Raw genomic sequence first — 15,114 nt, forward strand, 5'->3', positions numbered from 1 at the left:
ATGGAACTACTCCTCGATATCGTTGAGACGACGACCCGCCAGGGCCGCCTTGACCGAGGCGTTCATCCGCCGGGCGGCGAAGGCATCGGTTACGTGAGAAAGACGCTTGGTCTGGTCTTCGAGCGCCTGGAGGTCGGTGGCGTCCAGCAGCTCGGCCAACTGACCGATTTCCAGCTCGATCACCTGACGCTCCTCGGCGTCCAGCAGACGCTCGCCGTCGGCGGCCAGCGCGGCGGTGACCGCCTCGATCAGCCGCCGGGCCTCGACCTGCTGCTCGCGCAGCGCGCGGGCCTGCATGTCGTCACCGGCATGACGGAAGGAGTCCTGCAGCATGTTGGCGATCTCGCCATCGGTCAGGCCGTAGGACGGCTTGACCTGGACACTGGCTTCCACGCCACTGGACAGCTCGCGGGCGCTGACGCCGAGCAGGCCGTCGGCATCGACCTGGAAGGTGACGCGGATCTTGGCGGCACCGGCGACCATGGGCGGGAAACCGCGCAATTCGAAACGGGCCAGGGAGCGGGCGTCCTTGACCAGTTCGCGCTCGCCCTGCAGCACATGCACCAGCATGGCGGTCTGGCCGTCGCGATAGGTGGTGAAGTCCTGGCCCCGCGCCACCGGAATGGTGGTGTTGCGCGGAATGATCTTCTCCATCAGGCCGCCCATGGTCTCGAGTCCCAGGGACAGCGGGATGACGTCCAGCAGCAGCAATTCTTCGCCAGCGCGGTTGCCGGCCAGGGAATCGGCCTGCAGGGCGGCCCCGATGGCGACCACGCGATCCGGATCGATGTCGGTGAGCGGGGTGCAGTCGAACAGCTCGCCCACGGCTTCACGGACATAGGGCACGCGGGTGGAACCGCCGACCATGACCACGGCGGCGATGTCCGCCGGTTCCACTTCCGCATCGCGCAGGGCGCGGCGACAGGCCTTGAGGCTGCGCGCGACCAGCGGCGCGATGAGTTCCTGGAAGGTGCTGCGTTCCAGCACGCCCGACCAGTCGCCATGACCGACCTCGACGCGCTCGGCAGCGGACAGGGCTTCCTTGGCGGCGCAGGCACTCTGCAGCAGGCGCCGCTGGGTGCCCGGATCCAGATCGCTGGACAGCCCGGCCTGCTGGACGATCCAGCTGGCGATGGCGTGATCGAAGTCGTCACCGCCCAGGGCGCTGTCGCCACCGGTGGCCATGACCTCGAAGACACCGCGGGTCAGGCGCAGGATGGAGATATCGAAGGTACCGCCGCCCAGGTCGTAGATGGCGACCACGCCCTCCTCGCCCCGGTCCAGACCATAGGCCACGGCGGCCGCGGTAGGCTCGTTGAGCAGGCGCAGGACATTCAGGCCGGCAAAGCGGGCGGCGTCCTTGGTGGCCTGGCGCTGGGCATCGTCGAAATAGGCCGGCACGGTGATGACCGCACCGACCAGTTCGCCACCCAGGGTCGCCTCGGCCCGCTCGCGCAGCACCCGCAGGATGTCGGCGGAGACCTCCACCGGACTCTTGCGCCCGGCAGCGGTATCGATGAAGGGCATTTCCGATTCACCGGCGACGAAGCGATAGGGCAACTGCTCGCCCAGTTGCTTGACGTCGGCGATGCCACGCCCCATGAGGCGCTTGACGGAAAGGATAGTGTTGAAGGGATCCTGGGCGGCAGCGGCCTTGGCGCCCGCCCCCACTTCCACGCCAGCGGCGGTGTAGCGCACGGCGGACGGCAGGATCACCTCGCCCTGCAGATCGGGCAGGGTCTCGGCCACGCCACTGCGGACGGCGGCCACGAGGGAATTGGTGGTGCCCAGATCGATACCCACCGCCAGCTTGCGCTGGTGCGGCTTGGGCGCCATTCCGGGTTCGGCTATCTGCAATAGAGCCATTGGCTAGTCGGCTTATGGTTGTCGGTGCCTGAGCGACACCTGTGATTAATCGTCCAGACGCTCTTCGAGCTGGCGGATTTCGCTGGCCAGCTTGTCGAGAAACTGCATGCGACGGACCAGGCGCTCGGCAGGCTCACGCTGGGCGGGGTCCTGCCAGATCGCGGCGAAGGCCTGTTCGATGTCGCGCTGCGCATCCTTGAGCCGCTGGCGAAAGGCGGGGATGCCCGCGCTGTCGCCCGCGTCCTGCAGGTCCTCCAGTTCCTCGCGCCACTGCAATTGCTGCATGAGGAAGTCGGTGTCCTGGATGGTCGCTTCGAGCGGCATCTCGTGCCCTTCGAGCTCCAGCAGATAGCGCGCGCGGCGCGACGGGGCGCGCAGCACATGATAGGCCTCGTTGAGCTCGGCCGAGCGCTCCAGCGCCTGGCGACGCTCACGCTCCGGCGCATCGGCGAACCGATCCGGATGGACCGTGCGCGCCAGATCGCGGTAACGCGAGGCCAGGCCCGCCTGGTCGATCTCGAAGGCGGGCCTGATCTCGAACAGCGCGAAGTGACAGGGCTTACCCATGGCCGGCCTCAGATGTTGAAGCTTTCGCCGCAGCCACACTCGCCACGCACGTTGGGATTGTTGAACTTGAAGCCCTCGTTGAGGCCTTCACGCACGAAATCCAGCTCGGTGCCGTCCAGGTAGACCAGGCTCTTGGGGTCGATGATGACCTTGACGCCATGGCTCTCGAACACCTGGTCCTCGTGCGCGAATTCATCGACGAATTCGAGCACGTAGGCCAGTCCCGAGCAGCCCGTGGTACGAACGCCCAGGCGGATGCCCTCCCCCTTGCCGCGCCCCTCGAGGGAACGCTGCACGTGGCGGGCGGCGGACTCGGTCATGCTGATCGCCATGGTTCCTCCTTAGAGCAGGCCTTTCTTCTGCTTGTAGTCGCTGACCGCCGCCTTGATGGCGTCTTCGGCGAGTACCGAGCAGTGGATCTTCACCGGCGGCAGAGCCAGTTCTTCGGCGATCATGCTGTTCTTGATCGACGCCGCTTCCTCGATGCTCTTGCCCTTCATCCACTCGGTGGCCAGGGAGCTGGACGCGATGGCGGAGCCACAGCCATAGGTCTTGAACTTGGCGTCTTCGATGATGCCCTGCTCGTTGACCTTGATCTGCAAGCGCATCACGTCGCCGCAGGCCGGGGCGCCGACCATGCCGGTGCCGACATCGGGATCGGCCGCGTCGAACTTGCCGACGTTGCGCGGATTTTCGTAGTGGTCGATGACCTTTTCACTGTATGCCATGGTTCAATCCTCGCTTATCAGGGTGGGTCAGTGGGCTTGCCACTCGACCTGACTCAGGTCTACGCCTTCTTTGAACATGTCCCACAGCGGAGACAATTCGCGCAACTTGTTGACGGCTTCGGTGACCTTGCTAGCGGCGTAGTCAACGTCTTCTTCGGTGGTGAAGCGACCGAAGGTGAAGCGAATGGAGCTGTGCGCCAGCTCGTCGTTGCGGCCCAGGGCGCGCAGGACGTAGGACGGCTCCAGGGACGCCGAGGTACAGGCCGAACCGGACGAGACCGCCAGATCCTTGAGCGCCATGATCAGCGACTCGCCTTCGACGTAGTTGAAGCTCAGGTTCAGGTTGTGCGGCACACGATGGATCAGGCTGCCGTTCAGGTAGACCTCTTCCAGGCCTTCGAACTGCCGGTAGAAGCGATCGCTCAGGGCCTTGATGCGGGTATTTTCCTGGACCATCTCTTCCTTGGCGATGCGGAAGGCTTCGCCCATGCCGACGATCTGGTGGGTCGCCAGGGTGCCCGAACGCATGCCACGCTCATGGCCGCCACCGTGGGTCTGGGCCTCGATACGCACGCGCGGCTTGCGACGGACGTAGAGAGCGCCAATGCCCTTGGGACCATAGGTCTTGTGCGCCGAGAAGGACATCATGTCGACCTTGAGCTTTTCCAGATCGATCTCGACCTTGCCGGTGGACTGGGCCGCGTCGACGTGGAAGAGCACGCCACGGGAGCGGGTCAGCTCGCCGATGGCGGCGATGTCGTTGACGGTACCGATCTCGTTGTTGACGTGCATGATGGACACCAGGGTGGTGTCGTTACGCAGGGCCGCCTCGACCATGGCGGGGGTGATCAGGCCGTCTTCGCCCGGCTCGAGATAGGTGACCTCGAAGCCTTCGCGCTCGAGCTGGCGGGTGGTGTCCAACACCGCCTTGTGCTCGATCTTGGAGGTGATCAGGTGCTTGCCCTTGTTCTGGTAGAAGTGCGCGGCGCCCTTGATGGCGAGGTTGTCGGACTCGGTGGCACCGGAGGTCCAGACGATCTCGCGCGGGTCGGCGTTGACCAGTTCGGCCACCTGACGACGGGCGTTTTCCACGGCTTCCTCGGCCTTCCAGCCGAACAGGTGGGAGCGCGATGCGGGGTTGCCAAAGTTGCCGTCCACCAGCAGGCACTCGCTCATCTTCTGAGCGACGCGCGGATCGACGGGCGTGGTGGCGGAATAGTCTAGGTAGATCGGCAATTTCATCGGTTACTCCTAATCAGACGGGCGTCTCTGCTCAGTCGATGGTGGACGCTTCGATTTTTTCGACCGCTAAGGGCGATTGTTTGCTGGCACAGGCCTTGGTGTCCTGACGCTTGGCCACCTGCTGGATCTCGTTGCGGGCGACCAGGTCGGCCAGGGTGATACCACTCAAAAAGGTGTGGATCTGATCGCTCAGGTCGCACCAGAGGTGGTGGGTTAGGCAGGTATCACCCTGGTGACAGCCCCCACCGCCCTGGCAGCGGGTGGCATCCACGGATTCGTTGACGGCATCGATCACCTGGGCCACATGGATACCGCCCATGTCGCGCGCCAGCTGATAGCCGCCGCCGGGGCCGCGTACGCTATTGACCAGCGCACCGCGGCGCAGCCGGGCAAACAGCTGCTCCAGATAGGACAGCGAAATGCCCTGCCGCTCGGAAATGTCGGCCAGCGACACCGGGCCCCGCTGGGCGTGCAGCGCCAGGTCGAGCATGGCGGTTACGGCATAGCGGCCTTTGGTGGTCAGTCTCATGACGAACTCGAGCGGGTTGCATCGGATGACTTCGATTATCGGATTCCCGACAAAAAAGGTCAACTATAAAACCAACCAAATCACTCAGGCATTATCTATCGGCGGGATAGTCCGCGGGTGGGATTCGCCGCGGGCCGCCTTCTGGGTTTCGGTCAGGATGCCACGCAGGATGTTCATCTCCAGCTTGCTGATGCCGGCCCGGCCATAGAGGCGCCGCAAGCGACTCATCAGGTGGCGCGGCTTGGCCGGATCGAGGAAGCCGATCTCCACCAGGGTCTGCTCCAGGTGCTCGTAATAGAGCTCCAGCTCTTCCACCGTCACCGGCTGGGTGTTGAGCATGGCGGTGGCCTCGACCTTGTTCATCTTGGTCGGCTGGTTCTGCGCCGCCAGCCAGGCCATGCGCACCTCGTACACCAGCACCTGGACCGCCGCAGCGAGATTGAGGGAGCCGAACGCCGGATCGGAGGGGATGTGCACGTGGTAGTGGCAGCGCTGCAACTCTTCGTTGGTCAGGCCGGCATACTCGCGCCCGAATACCAGGGCCACCTCGCCGCCCCGCTCCACCTGGGCCAGGGAGGTGGTCGCGCATTCCCGCGGATCGAGCAGCGGCCAGGGGATGCGGCGGTCGCGGGCACTGGTGCCCAGCACCAGGCTGCAGCCGGTCAGGGCTTCTTCCAGGGTGTCGACCACAATGGCGGCGTCGAGCACGTCATTGGCCCCGGAGGCGCGGGCATTGGCCTCGCCACTGGGAAAGTCCTCGGGATCGACCAGATAGAGGCGCGACAGGCCCATGTTCTTCATTGCCCGGGCGGCACCGCCGATGTTGCCGGGATGGCTGGTATTGACCAGAACGACGCGGATGTTATTCAGCACGTGGCTATCCTCGAGCGGACGCGGGAAATCGGCGCCGTATACTACGCCCACACGCGCCCGCTGGCCACGAATACCCCTTCCAGCGCCGCGAAGTCTGCTATCATTGCCGGCTTTCCTTATACAACCCAGGTGATTTATCCATGCAGCCCATGCTGAACATCGCACTGCGCGCGGCCCGCAGCGCCGGTGAACTGATTTTCCGTTCGATTGAGCGCCTGGACGTGATCGCCGTCGATGAAAAAGGCGCCAACGACTTCGTCTCCGAAGTCGACCGAGCCGCCGAGCAGACCATCCTCGCCACCCTGCGCAAGGCCTACCCCACCCATGGTTTCTACGGTGAGGAATCCGGCTACCTGGCGGGCGAAGGCGAAGGCGCCGACTACGTCTGGGTCGTCGATCCGCTGGATGGCACCACCAACTTCCTCCGTGGCGTCCCGCACTTCTCGGTAAGCATCGCCTGCAAGTACAAGGGCCGCCTGGAACACGCCGTGGTGCTGGATCCGGTGCGCCAGGAAGAATTCACCGCCAGCCGTGGCCGCGGCGCCGCCCTGAACGGCCGGCGCATCCGTGTCACCAATCGACGCAGCCTGGAAGGCGCCCTGCTGGGTACCGGCTTCCCCTTCCGCGCCAATGACGTCGACCACCTGGACAACTACCTGGGCATGTTCCGCAGCCTGATCGGCCAGACCGCCGGCATCCGCCGCGCCGGTTCCGCCGCGCTGGACCTGGCCTATGTCGCCGCCGGTCGTTTCGACGCCTTCTGGGAAATGGGACTGTCGGAATGGGACATGGCCGCAGGCGCTCTGCTGGTCCAGGAAGCCGGTGGCCTGATCGGTGACTTCAATGGCGGCCACGACTTCCTCGAGAAGGGCCACATCGTCGCCGGCAACCCCAAGTGCTTCCGTGGCCTGCTGACGCAGATCCAGCCGCACCTGCCGGCCTCGCTCAAGCGCTGAGTTCACCTGGCTTACGAAAAAGCCCCTGCCGGCAGCGCCGACAGGGGCTTTTTCCTGCCTGCCGCAGCGAGACTCCGCGGCAGGCCGTCAGGGCTCACTTGACCACTTTCAGACTCGGCCGCGCCGGTGCCGGCTTGGGTGCCTCGGGCTTGCTGCCGCCGCTGTCGGGACCCTGGTCATCCGGCGGGGTGGGCTCGCTGTCGAAGACCATGCCCTGGCCGTTCTCGCGGGCATAGATAGCCAGGATGGCGCCGATCGGGACATAGAGGTTGTAGGCCACGCCGCCGAAGCGACCGTTGAAGCTCACGGCTTCGTTGTCCATGTGCAGGTCACGCACGGCACTGGGCGAGGCGTTCAGCACGATCTGGCCGTCGTTGGCATAGCCCGGCGGCACGCGCACCTCGGCGTAGTCGGCATTGACCAGCAGATGGGGCGTGCAGTCGTTGTCCACGATCCACTCGTAGAGCGCGCGGACCAGGTAGGGGCGACTGGAATTCATGGGGTTCTCCTCTAGCGCATCTCACGCTCGGTGACCGAAAGACTGGATCGGAAACTGTCGCGCGCGAACATGCGATCCATGTAGTCCTGCAGCGGCTTGGCGGCCCGGGGCAATTCGATGCCCAGGCGCGGCAGTCGCCACAGGAGGGGGAGCAGGCAACAGTCCACCAGGGAAAAGTCGTCGCTCAGGAAAAAGGGTTTTTCCGCGAAGATCGGCGCCACGCCGGTCAGGCTCTCGCGCAATTCCTTGCGCGCGGCTGCGAGGTCGGCGCCCGGCGCCGCCTGCAGGATGGCGTCCACCAGGGTGCACCAGTCGCGCCCGATGCGGTGCATCAGCAGCCGCGACTGACCGCGGGTGACCGGATAGGCCGGCAACAGCGGCGGGTGCGGATAGCGCTCCTCGAGATACTCCATGAGCACCTCGGTACCATAGAGCACCAGGTCGCGATCCATCAGCGTCGGCACGGTGCCATAGGGATTGTGCTCGGCCAGCTGCCGCGGGCATTCGCCACGACGTACGGCGATCAGCTCGCACTCGACGTTCTTTTCCGCCAGGATCAGGCGGATCCGGTGGCTGTAGTGATCCTCGGGATCATGGAAACAGGTCAGGCGGGTTATGGCGCCCATGGGTCCCTCCCCCGTTGGGGGCGAAGCTGCAAAGGCGGGATTATCTCGCACCTTGCCGCCCGAGACCTAGGCTTTGTCTAAAAACTGCCTGCACATCGGTGATGCTGCGTTAAAAATCAGCTCGGAATGCTCATTTACCCTTTGCAAACTCGAGCGCGAGCCCGGTCCGCTTCCTCGCTGATTTTTGCCCTGCCTCACCTTCGCTCGGCGACTTTTCAGACAAGCCTCCGTCTCATCGCTCACTGTCGGGCAATCGCCGCCAGAATTCGCGCTTAAGCCAGAAGGCCAGGACGGCGAACAGCAGCAGATAGCCCAGCACCCAGGGCGCGAGGCGCCAGGCCAGACTACGTTCCGGCGCCGCCGAATAGCCAAGGTAGGCAACCAGATCCTCGACGGTGCGGGCGAATTGTTCGGGCGTCTGGGCGCCACTGTCCGGCTCCAGACGCAGCACGCAACGTCCCGCGCTGCAGTCGCGCACCTGGCGGCCGCGCAAGGCGGCCAGAACATCGGGCATGCGGGTGCCGGGCGCCCTGAGGTTGTCGACCCCGAGTGGCCGCCCGGGCGCCACGTAGAACTCCTGCAGGAAGGCGCGCAGCCAGGCCTCGCCGCGCACCGCGGCGATCAGGGTGAGATCCGGCGGCACGCTGCCGAAGGCACGCCGGGCATCCTCGGGCTTGAGCAGGCCGAGCATGGGCGCGCTGGCGGTGCGTCCGGGCGCCCAGCTGGCGAGGTCCAGGTGGAGATCGGCGGCGACCCGGTCGAAGCGCTGGTATTCCTGGCCATGACAGGCCAGGCAATAGCGGCCGAAGCTGATGGCCCCAGCCCGGGGATCACCGTCGGCACCGATGGCCAGACCGCTGCACAGCAGAAGCAGGCCCAGCAGCAGCCCGCGACTCATGACCGGGACTCCACTGGCGCACGCGGACGACCCAGCCGGCTGTACCAGGGCATGCCCAGCAGGCCGATGAAATAGACACCCGCGGCCAGGCGCGCCAGCCACAGGCGCCCATCGGTCAGCGCGACCACGCCCAGTATTCCCAGGGCGACAAAGGCCAGGCAGACCAGGTACAGCCCCAGCCGCCCCGGCCAGGCCTTGTGGCGGATCGAGCGGGCCGCACTGCGATCCAGCCAGGGCAGCACGAACAGCAGGGCGATGGCCAGAGCCGCCAGGCCGAGGCCGCCGGCCTTGCTCGGCACCGCCCGCAGCAGCGCATAGAAGGGCGCCAGGTACCAGGGCGGGGCGATGTGCGCGGGGGTCACCAGCGGATCGGCCGGCTGCTGGTTGGCCGGCTCCAGCACCAGCCCGCCCAGGTCCGGCGCCAGCAGCACCACGGCGAGAAACACCAGCAGGAAGACTGCCAGACCACAGAGGTCCTTGAGCGTCAGATAGGGGTGGAAAGCCACCCCGGCTGCACCTCGGACATCGCGCTCGTCACCCTCGGGATTGTTCGAGCCGGTCTGGCGCAGGGCGACGACGTGCAGGCTCACCAGCGCAAGGATCAACAGCGGCAGCCCGACCACATGCAGGGCCTGGAAGCGCCGCAGGGTGGCGTCGGACAGCACCACCCCGCCGCGCAGCAGATCGGCCAGGCTCGGGCCTACCAGGGGCAGCGCCTCGACCGCGCTCAGAGACACCTGGGCGCCCCAGTAGGAGAGTTGCCCCCAGGGCAGCAGATAGCCAAAGAAGGCCTGGGCCAGCAGGAGCAGGTAGAGCAGCACGCCAAAGCTCCAGACCAGCTCGCGCGGCGCCCGATAGGAGCCATAGAGCAGGCCGCGCAGCATGTGCAGGTAGAGGCAGACGAACAGCGCCGAGGCGCCCACCGCGTGCAGGTAGCGGATCAGCCAGCCGAAGGGCACCTCGCGCATGAACAGCTGGACCGAGGCGAAGGCGCCCTTCACCGTCGGCTCATAGCCGAACAGCAGCCAGAGTCCGGTCAGCACCTGCAGCGCCAGGATGAAGAGCAGCAGCGAGCCGAACAGGTAGAAGACGTTGAGATTGCGCGGCACCCGGTAGTCACTGAAGTGCCGGCGCCAGAAGGCGCCCAGGGGCAGCCGTCGCTCCAGCCAGCCGGGCTCGTCGTTGCTCATGTCGCGCCCTCCCCGTCGCTGCCGATCACCAGCAGATTGTCGCCGCGAAAATGATGGGGCGGCACGGCCAGATTCAGCGGTGCCGGCTGGTCGCGATAGACCCGCCCGGCGAGATCGAAGTGGGAGCCATGGCAGGGACAGAGATAGCCCCCGTCCCGGTCCGCCGCGCCTGGTGCCAGGGAGGGAATGCAGCCCAGATGGGTGCAGATCGCGGTGACGACGAAGATGTCCGGCCGCCGCGATCTCAGGCGCGGATCGACATAGGGTGGCTGGCTGGATTCCCGGGAATCCGGGTCGGCCAGCCCTGCCTCGTCGGCCAGCAGGCGGGCCTGGTCCGCCGCGCTGCGGCGCAGGACGCAGACCGGCTGGCCGCGCCATTGCACCGTGAGTTGCTCGCCTTCGCGCAAGGCCTGGAGATCCACCTCGACCGGCGCCGCCGCCACCTCCGCCGACCGACTGGGCCGCAGGGCGCAGACGAAGGGCACGCTGCCCGCCACCAGGCCCAGACCGCCGACGGCGGAGGTGGTGGCGATCAGCAGACGACGGCGTTGGGCATCGGGGGCGTCAGCGGTCACGTCAGGCTTCCCGGCTCCATCTCCAGCGTCACGCCGAAGCGCTCGCGCACCGAGGCGCGGATGCGCTCGGCCAGGGCCAGGACGTCGCGACTGCGGGCGCCACCGAAGTTGACCAGCACCAGCGCCTGGGCGGCATGCACCCCCACGGCGCCGTCGCGATGGCCGCGCCAGCCGGCCTGATCGATCAGCCAGCCAGCGGCCAGCTTGACGCTGCCATCGGCCTGCGGATAGGTCGGCAGGCTCGGATAGCGCTCATGCAGAGCTGCGGCCTCGCCAGCGGTCACCACCGGATTCTTGAAGAAGCTGCCGGCATTGCCCAGCACCGCCGGGTCGGGCAGCTTGCTCTGGCGAATGCTGCAGATGGCCGCGCTGACGGCTTCGGGCGTTGGCTGCGTGACGCCCGCCGCGGTGAGCGCCTGGCGTACCGGACCATAGTCCAGCACCAGCTGCGGCTTGCGACTGAGCCGGAAGCGTACCCGCAGCACGATCCAGCGCCCGGCCTCGGCCTTGAAGCGACTCTCGCGATAGGCGAAGGCGCAATCGGCCGGGCCGAGGTCATGGAGCTCGCCGCTGTGGCGATCGAGTGCCGTGACCCCGGCGCATCTGTCCTTCAATTCGACGCCATAGGCGCCGATGTTCTGGATCGGTGAGGCGCCCACGGTGCCTGGGATCAGGCTGAGATTTTCCAGCCCGTACCAGCCATTGGCCAGGGTGGCCATGACGAAGGGATGCCAGGGCTCGCCGGCTTCGGCTTCCACCAGCAGGGCATCGCCCTCCTCCGCCAGCAGACGGATGCCGCGGGACGTCAACCGCAGCACCAGACCCTCGACCCGTTCGGGCAGGACCAGGTTGCTGCCACCGCCCAGCACCCGCAGGGGCACGTCCAGTTGCCGGGCCAACGCCAGGGCCGCGCGGACCTCGGCGTCGCTGGCGGCTTCCAGATAGCGATCGGCTTGCGCCACCAGGCCGAAGGTGTTGAGGCCTTGCAGGGGGACCTGCTGTTGCAGCTCAGCGACCATGACGGGCAGCCACCTCGGCGACCAGGCCATCGCAGGCGCTTTCCAGCAGGTCGAGGACCCGCTCGAAGCCGGCTGCGCCGCCGTAATAGGGATCCGGCACCTCGTCCACCGCCAGGCCCTGGCGCGCCAGGAAGAGTTCGGGCACGGCGCCCTCATCCGGGCGCAGCTGTTCCAGCCAGGCGAGGTTGTCCTGGTCCATGGCCAGGATCAGGTCGAAACGCTGGAAATCATCCTCGGCGACCTGACGCGCGCGCAGGTCACCGATGGCATAGCCGCGACCCGCCGCGGCCTGGATGGCACGGGGATCCGGGGCCTTGCCGACATGCCAGTCGCCGGTGCCGGCCGAATCCAGCTCCACCACCTCGGTCAGGCCGGCGGCGTCCAGCTTGGCCCTGAGGATGCCTTCGGCGGTGGGCGAACGGCAGATGTTGCCCATGCAGACGAACAGGATGCGCAGGGTCATCTAGGCTCCCAGCAGGCGTCTGACGCGCTCGAGATCTTCTCGGGTATCCACGCCGGCCTGGGGCGCTTCCAGGGCATCGGCGACATGGATACGCACGCCGTGCCAGAGGGCGCGCAATTGCTCCAGGGCTTCGGTCTCTTCCAGGGCGCAGGGACCCCAGCTGACGAAATCGGCGAGGAAGCCGGCGCGATAGGCGTAGATGCCGATGTGGCGACGGTAGGAAAAGCCCTGGGGCAGCTGCGCGCGATCAGCGGCGAAGGCATTGCGCGCCCAGGGCAGCGGCGCCCGGCTGAAGGTCAGCGCCAGGCCGTTCAGGTCGGTGCTCACCTTGACCACATTGGGATTGAACAGGCTGTCGACGTCCGCGATCGGCTCGGCCAGGGTGGCCACGCCGGCTTCGGGATGGGCAGCGAGATTATTGGCCACCTGGTCGATCACCGCCGGTGGTATCAGCGGCTCGTCGCCCTGGACGTTGACCACCAGGGCGTCAGCGGCCAGGCCGAGCAGCTCGGCCACCTCGGCCAGGCGATCGGTGCCCGAAGCATGATCGGCACGGGTCAGCAGGACACGCGCGCCAAAGCCTTCGCAGGCACGCAGGATGTCGTCGTGGTCGGTCGCCACCACCACCTGCTCGGCGCCACTGCGCCGGGCCTGCTCCCAGACGTGCTGGATCATCGGCTTGCCGGCGATGTCGAGCAGCGGCTTGTTGGGCAGTCGGGTGCTGGCGAGCCGCGCCGGGATGACGACGGTGAACGCGGTGCTCATTTGTCCAGACGCTCATCCGTGGTGATGATGCGCGCCTCGCTTTCCAGCATCACCGGGATGCCGTCGCGAATCGGGAAGGCCAGGCCGGCGGCCTTGCTGATGAGCTCGGTCTTGTCGTCGCTCAAGATCAGCGGGCTCTTGGTCAGGGGGCAGGCGAGGATGTCCAGCAGCTTGAGATCCATGGGCGAAGATTCCGTCAGTGAGAGTGTTCGGGCAGGAGCCGGTCGAGACGCCCATCCAGCCAGGCGACGAAAGCGGCCGAGGGCTGGGCGTCCACCGCCAGGTACCACCAGTCGGCGGCGGCGAAGGACCGGCACTTGACCGCGTCCTTCTCGGTCATCACCAGCGGCAGCGCCGGGGTGAAGGCCAGCTCTGCCGCGCTGTAGGTGGCGTGATCGGCGAAGGCATGGGGCAACGGCTGCCAGTGTAGTCCTTCGAGGGTGGCGAAGAAACGGCCGGGGTTGCCGATGCCGGCCAGGGCGTGCAGGCGCTGCCCCGGGGGAAAGAAATCCAGCGATCGCGTCTCGCCGCTGCGCAGATTGACCAGGGCGCTGGGCTGCAGGGTCAGGCCGTAGCCGTCGGCAGGATCGACAGTGGCGCCGTTGTGGATCACGGCGTCCACCTCGGCCAGCCGCTCCAGGGGTTCGCGCAGCGGCCCGGCCGGCAGGCAGCGGCCATTGCCGAAGCCGCGCGCCGCATCGACCATCACCAGTTCCAGGTCGCGGGCCAGGCGATAGTGCTGCAGGCCGTCGTCGCTGAGAATGATATCGAGCCGCTCCTCGGCGAGCAGGCGTTCGACGGCGCGCCCACGATCGGGATCCGTGACCAAGGCCACCCCGGTGCGCTGCACGATCAGCAGCGGCTCGTCGCCGGCGACGGCGGCGGTGTCGGTGGCCCGCACCCGCCAGGGTAGACTCGGCGGCGTGGCGCCATAGCCCCGGCTGACCACCCCGACCCTCAGCCCGCGCGCGCGCAGGTGGCCGATCAGCCAGAGGATCATGGGCGTCTTGCCGGTACCGCCGACGGTGAGATTGCCCACCACGATGACCGGCACCGGCGCGCGATGGATGCTGCCCTGCCCCGCCAGGAACCGCCGGCGCTTGCGCCGGGCGACCTGCCGATAGAGGGCTTCGAGCGGCGCCAGCAGGCTCAGGGCCGGATGCCCCTGGTACCAGGCGCGGACCAGGCGCTCACCCAGGCTCACGGACGCTTCGCCTGGGCCTCGAGGGTGGTGATGCGCAACTGGCTGAAACCCAGCTTGCCGGCAGCGTCCATGGCCATGACCACCGACTGGTGGGTGGCGCGGCCATCGGCGGTGATCACCAGCGGCAGGCTGTTGTCGCCGCCGGATTCACGCTGCAGCGCGGTGGTCAGGCCGGTCAGGTCGTTGCGCGCCAGGGTCTGGCCGTTGAGCGCCATCTGGCCTTCGGCGGTGATGCTGATTTCCAGGGTCTTGGCCTGGTTGGCGGCCGCTGCGGCGCTGTCGGCCTCGGGCAGTTCGATCTTCAGCTGGCTGGGCTTGCTGAAGGTCGCGGTCACCACGAAGAACAGCAGCAGGACGAAGATGACGTCGATGAAGGAGGCCAGGTTGATATAGATCTCTTCGCGGGCGGCGCCCCCGGCGCGGCGACGGAATTTCACGCCGGAGCCCCTTCGCGGACGTCCACCTCGCGATCGCCGTGGAGGATGTCCACCAGCTTGACCGCTTCCTGCTCCATTCCGACCACCAGCTCATCGACCCGGCGCAGCAGGTAGCGATGGAAGAACACCGCGGGAATCGCCACCAGCAGGCCGGTGGCGGTGGTGACCAGCGCCTTGGAGATGCCGCCGGCGAGGATGGGCGCATTGGCCATGCCGTCGTTCATGAAGGCGCTGAAGATGTCGATCATGCCGAACACCGTGCCGAGCAGGCCCATCAGGGGTGCCAGGGCGGCGATGCTGCCGAGGGTGTTGAGATAGCGTTCGAGGTCGTGCACCACGCGGCTGCCGGCTTCCTCGATGGCTTCCTTCATGATGTCGCGGCCATGACGGGAGTTGGTCAGGCCCGCGGCGAGGATGTCGCCCAGGGGCGATCCGGCGCGCAATTCGCGCAGCCGCTCGGCATTGAGCTGCTTGTCCTGGATCCAGCGCCAGACCTGGGCGAGCAGCGTCGGCGGTGCCACCCGGCTGCGTCTCAGGGTCCACAGCCGCTCGGCGATGATGGCCGTGGCCAGGATGGAACTGAGGATGATCGGCAGCATCATCCAGCCGCCAGCTTTGACCATTTCGAACACGAGAGCGTTACCCCTGCCGCAAAATGCGGCCACTCTAGCACGAAC

At 66.9% G+C, this 15,114-nt stretch carries 20 protein-coding genes; 1 reads left to right on the plus strand and 19 read right to left on the minus strand.

The window, feature by feature from the left end:
- Positions 1-6: 6 nt before the first annotated feature.
- The 7 genes from hscA to trmJ form a co-directional block, all read right to left on the minus strand.
- The gene (gene hscA / locus BGI51_RS01445) at positions 7-1,866 is read right to left on the minus strand and encodes a Fe-S protein assembly chaperone HscA (RefSeq protein ID WP_187980096.1); all 1,860 of its coding nucleotides are present in this window, start codon (positions 1,864-1,866) and stop codon (positions 7-9) included.
- A gap of 45 nt (positions 1,867-1,911) precedes the next feature.
- Positions 1,912-2,433 carry a co-chaperone HscB gene (gene hscB / locus BGI51_RS01450; protein WP_133862770.1) on the minus strand — a complete coding sequence of 174 codons (522 nt, stop codon included), beginning with the start codon at positions 2,431-2,433 and terminating at the stop codon, positions 1,912-1,914.
- 8 nt (positions 2,434-2,441) lie between these two features.
- Entirely contained in the window at positions 2,442-2,765 is a 324-nt protein-coding gene (iscA, locus tag BGI51_RS01455; RefSeq protein WP_133862771.1) for an iron-sulfur cluster assembly protein IscA, read from the minus strand.
- 9 nt (positions 2,766-2,774) lie between these two features.
- The gene (gene iscU, locus BGI51_RS01460; RefSeq protein ID WP_007162419.1) at positions 2,775-3,161 is read right to left on the minus strand and encodes a Fe-S cluster assembly scaffold IscU; all 387 of its coding nucleotides are present in this window, start codon (positions 3,159-3,161) and stop codon (positions 2,775-2,777) included.
- 27 nt (positions 3,162-3,188) lie between these two features.
- Positions 3,189-4,403 (minus strand): IscS subfamily cysteine desulfurase, encoded by a 1,215-nt coding sequence (locus BGI51_RS01465; RefSeq protein ID WP_187980097.1) that lies wholly within the window; start codon positions 4,401-4,403, stop codon positions 3,189-3,191.
- Positions 4,404-4,434: 31 nt separating this feature from the next.
- Complete coding sequence (iscR, locus tag BGI51_RS01470) at positions 4,435-4,932, minus strand: Fe-S cluster assembly transcriptional regulator IscR (RefSeq protein WP_017639755.1); 498 nt, start codon at positions 4,930-4,932, stop codon at positions 4,435-4,437.
- Positions 4,933-5,016: 84 nt separating this feature from the next.
- Positions 5,017-5,805, minus strand: a complete 789-nt coding sequence (gene trmJ, locus BGI51_RS01475) for a tRNA (cytosine(32)/uridine(32)-2'-O)-methyltransferase TrmJ (protein WP_187980098.1) — start codon at positions 5,803-5,805, stop codon at positions 5,017-5,019.
- 140 nt (positions 5,806-5,945) lie between these two features.
- Here trmJ and suhB point away from each other — a divergent pair, with 140 nt between their 5' ends.
- Positions 5,946-6,761, plus strand: coding sequence for a type III secretion system regulator SuhB (gene suhB / locus BGI51_RS01480; RefSeq protein ID WP_133862774.1), 816 nt, complete (start codon positions 5,946-5,948; stop codon positions 6,759-6,761).
- Between the two features lie 94 nt (positions 6,762-6,855).
- Here the strand turns inward: suhB and BGI51_RS01485 are convergent, their stop codons facing one another.
- The 12 genes from BGI51_RS01485 to BGI51_RS01540 all read right to left on the minus strand — a co-directional run bounded on the left by BGI51_RS01485 (position 6,856) and on the right by BGI51_RS01540 (position 15,069).
- On the minus strand, positions 6,856-7,260 hold the full coding sequence (locus BGI51_RS01485) for a ClpXP protease specificity-enhancing factor (protein WP_133862775.1): 405 nt from the start codon (positions 7,258-7,260) through the stop codon (positions 6,856-6,858).
- Positions 7,261-7,271: 11 nt separating this feature from the next.
- On the minus strand, positions 7,272-7,886 hold the full coding sequence (locus BGI51_RS01490; RefSeq protein ID WP_158892870.1) for a glutathione S-transferase N-terminal domain-containing protein: 615 nt from the start codon (positions 7,884-7,886) through the stop codon (positions 7,272-7,274).
- Positions 7,887-8,118: 232 nt separating this feature from the next.
- Positions 8,119-8,784 carry a cytochrome c1 gene (locus BGI51_RS01495; protein WP_187980099.1) on the minus strand — a complete coding sequence of 222 codons (666 nt, stop codon included), beginning with the start codon at positions 8,782-8,784 and terminating at the stop codon, positions 8,119-8,121.
- On the minus strand, positions 8,781-9,974 hold the full coding sequence (locus BGI51_RS01500; RefSeq protein WP_187980100.1) for a cytochrome b: 1,194 nt from the start codon (positions 9,972-9,974) through the stop codon (positions 8,781-8,783). The genes BGI51_RS01495 and BGI51_RS01500 overlap by 4 nt, the downstream gene beginning before the upstream one ends.
- Positions 9,971-10,549 carry a ubiquinol-cytochrome c reductase iron-sulfur subunit gene (gene petA / locus BGI51_RS01505; protein ID WP_187980101.1) on the minus strand — a complete coding sequence of 193 codons (579 nt, stop codon included), beginning with the start codon at positions 10,547-10,549 and terminating at the stop codon, positions 9,971-9,973. Before petA ends, BGI51_RS01500 begins: the two co-directional genes overlap by 4 nt.
- Positions 10,546-11,568, minus strand: coding sequence for a UDP-N-acetylmuramate dehydrogenase (gene murB / locus BGI51_RS01510; RefSeq protein WP_187980102.1), 1,023 nt, complete (start codon positions 11,566-11,568; stop codon positions 10,546-10,548). Before murB ends, petA begins: the two co-directional genes overlap by 4 nt.
- Positions 11,558-12,025, minus strand: a complete 468-nt coding sequence (locus BGI51_RS01515) for a low molecular weight protein-tyrosine-phosphatase (RefSeq protein WP_187981249.1) — start codon at positions 12,023-12,025, stop codon at positions 11,558-11,560. Before BGI51_RS01515 ends, murB begins: the two co-directional genes overlap by 11 nt.
- A 6-nt stretch (positions 12,026-12,031) precedes the next feature.
- A complete protein-coding gene (gene kdsB, locus BGI51_RS01520; RefSeq protein WP_187980103.1) occupies positions 12,032-12,796 on the minus strand; it encodes a 3-deoxy-manno-octulosonate cytidylyltransferase in 765 nt (254 codons plus the stop codon).
- Positions 12,793-12,978 (minus strand): Trm112 family protein, encoded by a 186-nt coding sequence (locus BGI51_RS01525; protein ID WP_007162406.1) that lies wholly within the window; start codon positions 12,976-12,978, stop codon positions 12,793-12,795. Before BGI51_RS01525 ends, kdsB begins: the two co-directional genes overlap by 4 nt.
- A 14-nt stretch (positions 12,979-12,992) precedes the next feature.
- Positions 12,993-14,000: a tetraacyldisaccharide 4'-kinase gene (gene lpxK, locus BGI51_RS01530; RefSeq protein ID WP_187980104.1), complete on the minus strand. Its 1,008-nt coding sequence runs from the start codon at positions 13,998-14,000 to the stop codon at positions 12,993-12,995.
- Complete coding sequence (locus BGI51_RS01535; protein WP_187980105.1) at positions 13,997-14,437, minus strand: ExbD/TolR family protein; 441 nt, start codon at positions 14,435-14,437, stop codon at positions 13,997-13,999. Before BGI51_RS01535 ends, lpxK begins: the two co-directional genes overlap by 4 nt.
- Positions 14,434-15,069, minus strand: coding sequence for a MotA/TolQ/ExbB proton channel family protein (locus BGI51_RS01540; RefSeq protein ID WP_059315847.1), 636 nt, complete (start codon positions 15,067-15,069; stop codon positions 14,434-14,436). Before BGI51_RS01540 ends, BGI51_RS01535 begins: the two co-directional genes overlap by 4 nt.
- Positions 15,070-15,114: the final 45 nt, after the last annotated feature.

Origin of the sequence: Pseudomonas oryzihabitans (assembly GCF_014522265.1) — a bacterium.
Lineage (GTDB): Bacteria > Pseudomonadota > Gammaproteobacteria > Pseudomonadales > Pseudomonadaceae > Chryseomonas > Chryseomonas aestiva.

Coding starts and splice junctions, on each gene's coding strand:
- hscA (WP_187980096.1), bottom strand. CDS start 1,866: ATGGCTCTATTGCAGATAGCCGAACCCGGAATGGCGCCCAAGCCGCAC.
- hscB (WP_133862770.1), bottom strand. CDS start 2,433: ATGGGTAAGCCCTGTCACTTCGCGCTGTTCGAGATCAGGCCCGCCTTC.
- iscA (WP_133862771.1), bottom strand. CDS start 2,765: ATGGCGATCAGCATGACCGAGTCCGCCGCCCGCCACGTGCAGCGTTCC.
- iscU (WP_007162419.1), bottom strand. CDS start 3,161: ATGGCATACAGTGAAAAGGTCATCGACCACTACGAAAATCCGCGCAAC.
- BGI51_RS01465 (WP_187980097.1), bottom strand. CDS start 4,403: ATGAAATTGCCGATCTACCTAGACTATTCCGCCACCACGCCCGTCGAT.
- iscR (WP_017639755.1), bottom strand. CDS start 4,932: ATGAGACTGACCACCAAAGGCCGCTATGCCGTAACCGCCATGCTCGAC.
- suhB (WP_133862774.1), top strand. CDS start 5,946: ATGCAGCCCATGCTGAACATCGCACTGCGCGCGGCCCGCAGCGCCGGT.
- BGI51_RS01485 (WP_133862775.1), bottom strand. CDS start 7,260: ATGAATTCCAGTCGCCCCTACCTGGTCCGCGCGCTCTACGAGTGGATC.
- BGI51_RS01490 (WP_158892870.1), bottom strand. CDS start 7,886: ATGGGCGCCATAACCCGCCTGACCTGTTTCCATGATCCCGAGGATCAC.
- BGI51_RS01495 (WP_187980099.1), bottom strand. CDS start 8,784: ATGAGTCGCGGGCTGCTGCTGGGCCTGCTTCTGCTGTGCAGCGGTCTG.
- BGI51_RS01500 (WP_187980100.1), bottom strand. CDS start 9,974: ATGAGCAACGACGAGCCCGGCTGGCTGGAGCGACGGCTGCCCCTGGGC.
- murB (WP_187980102.1), bottom strand. CDS start 11,568: ATGGTCGCTGAGCTGCAACAGCAGGTCCCCCTGCAAGGCCTCAACACC.
- kdsB (WP_187980103.1), bottom strand. CDS start 12,796: ATGAGCACCGCGTTCACCGTCGTCATCCCGGCGCGGCTCGCCAGCACC.
- BGI51_RS01525 (WP_007162406.1), bottom strand. CDS start 12,978: ATGGATCTCAAGCTGCTGGACATCCTCGCCTGCCCCCTGACCAAGAGC.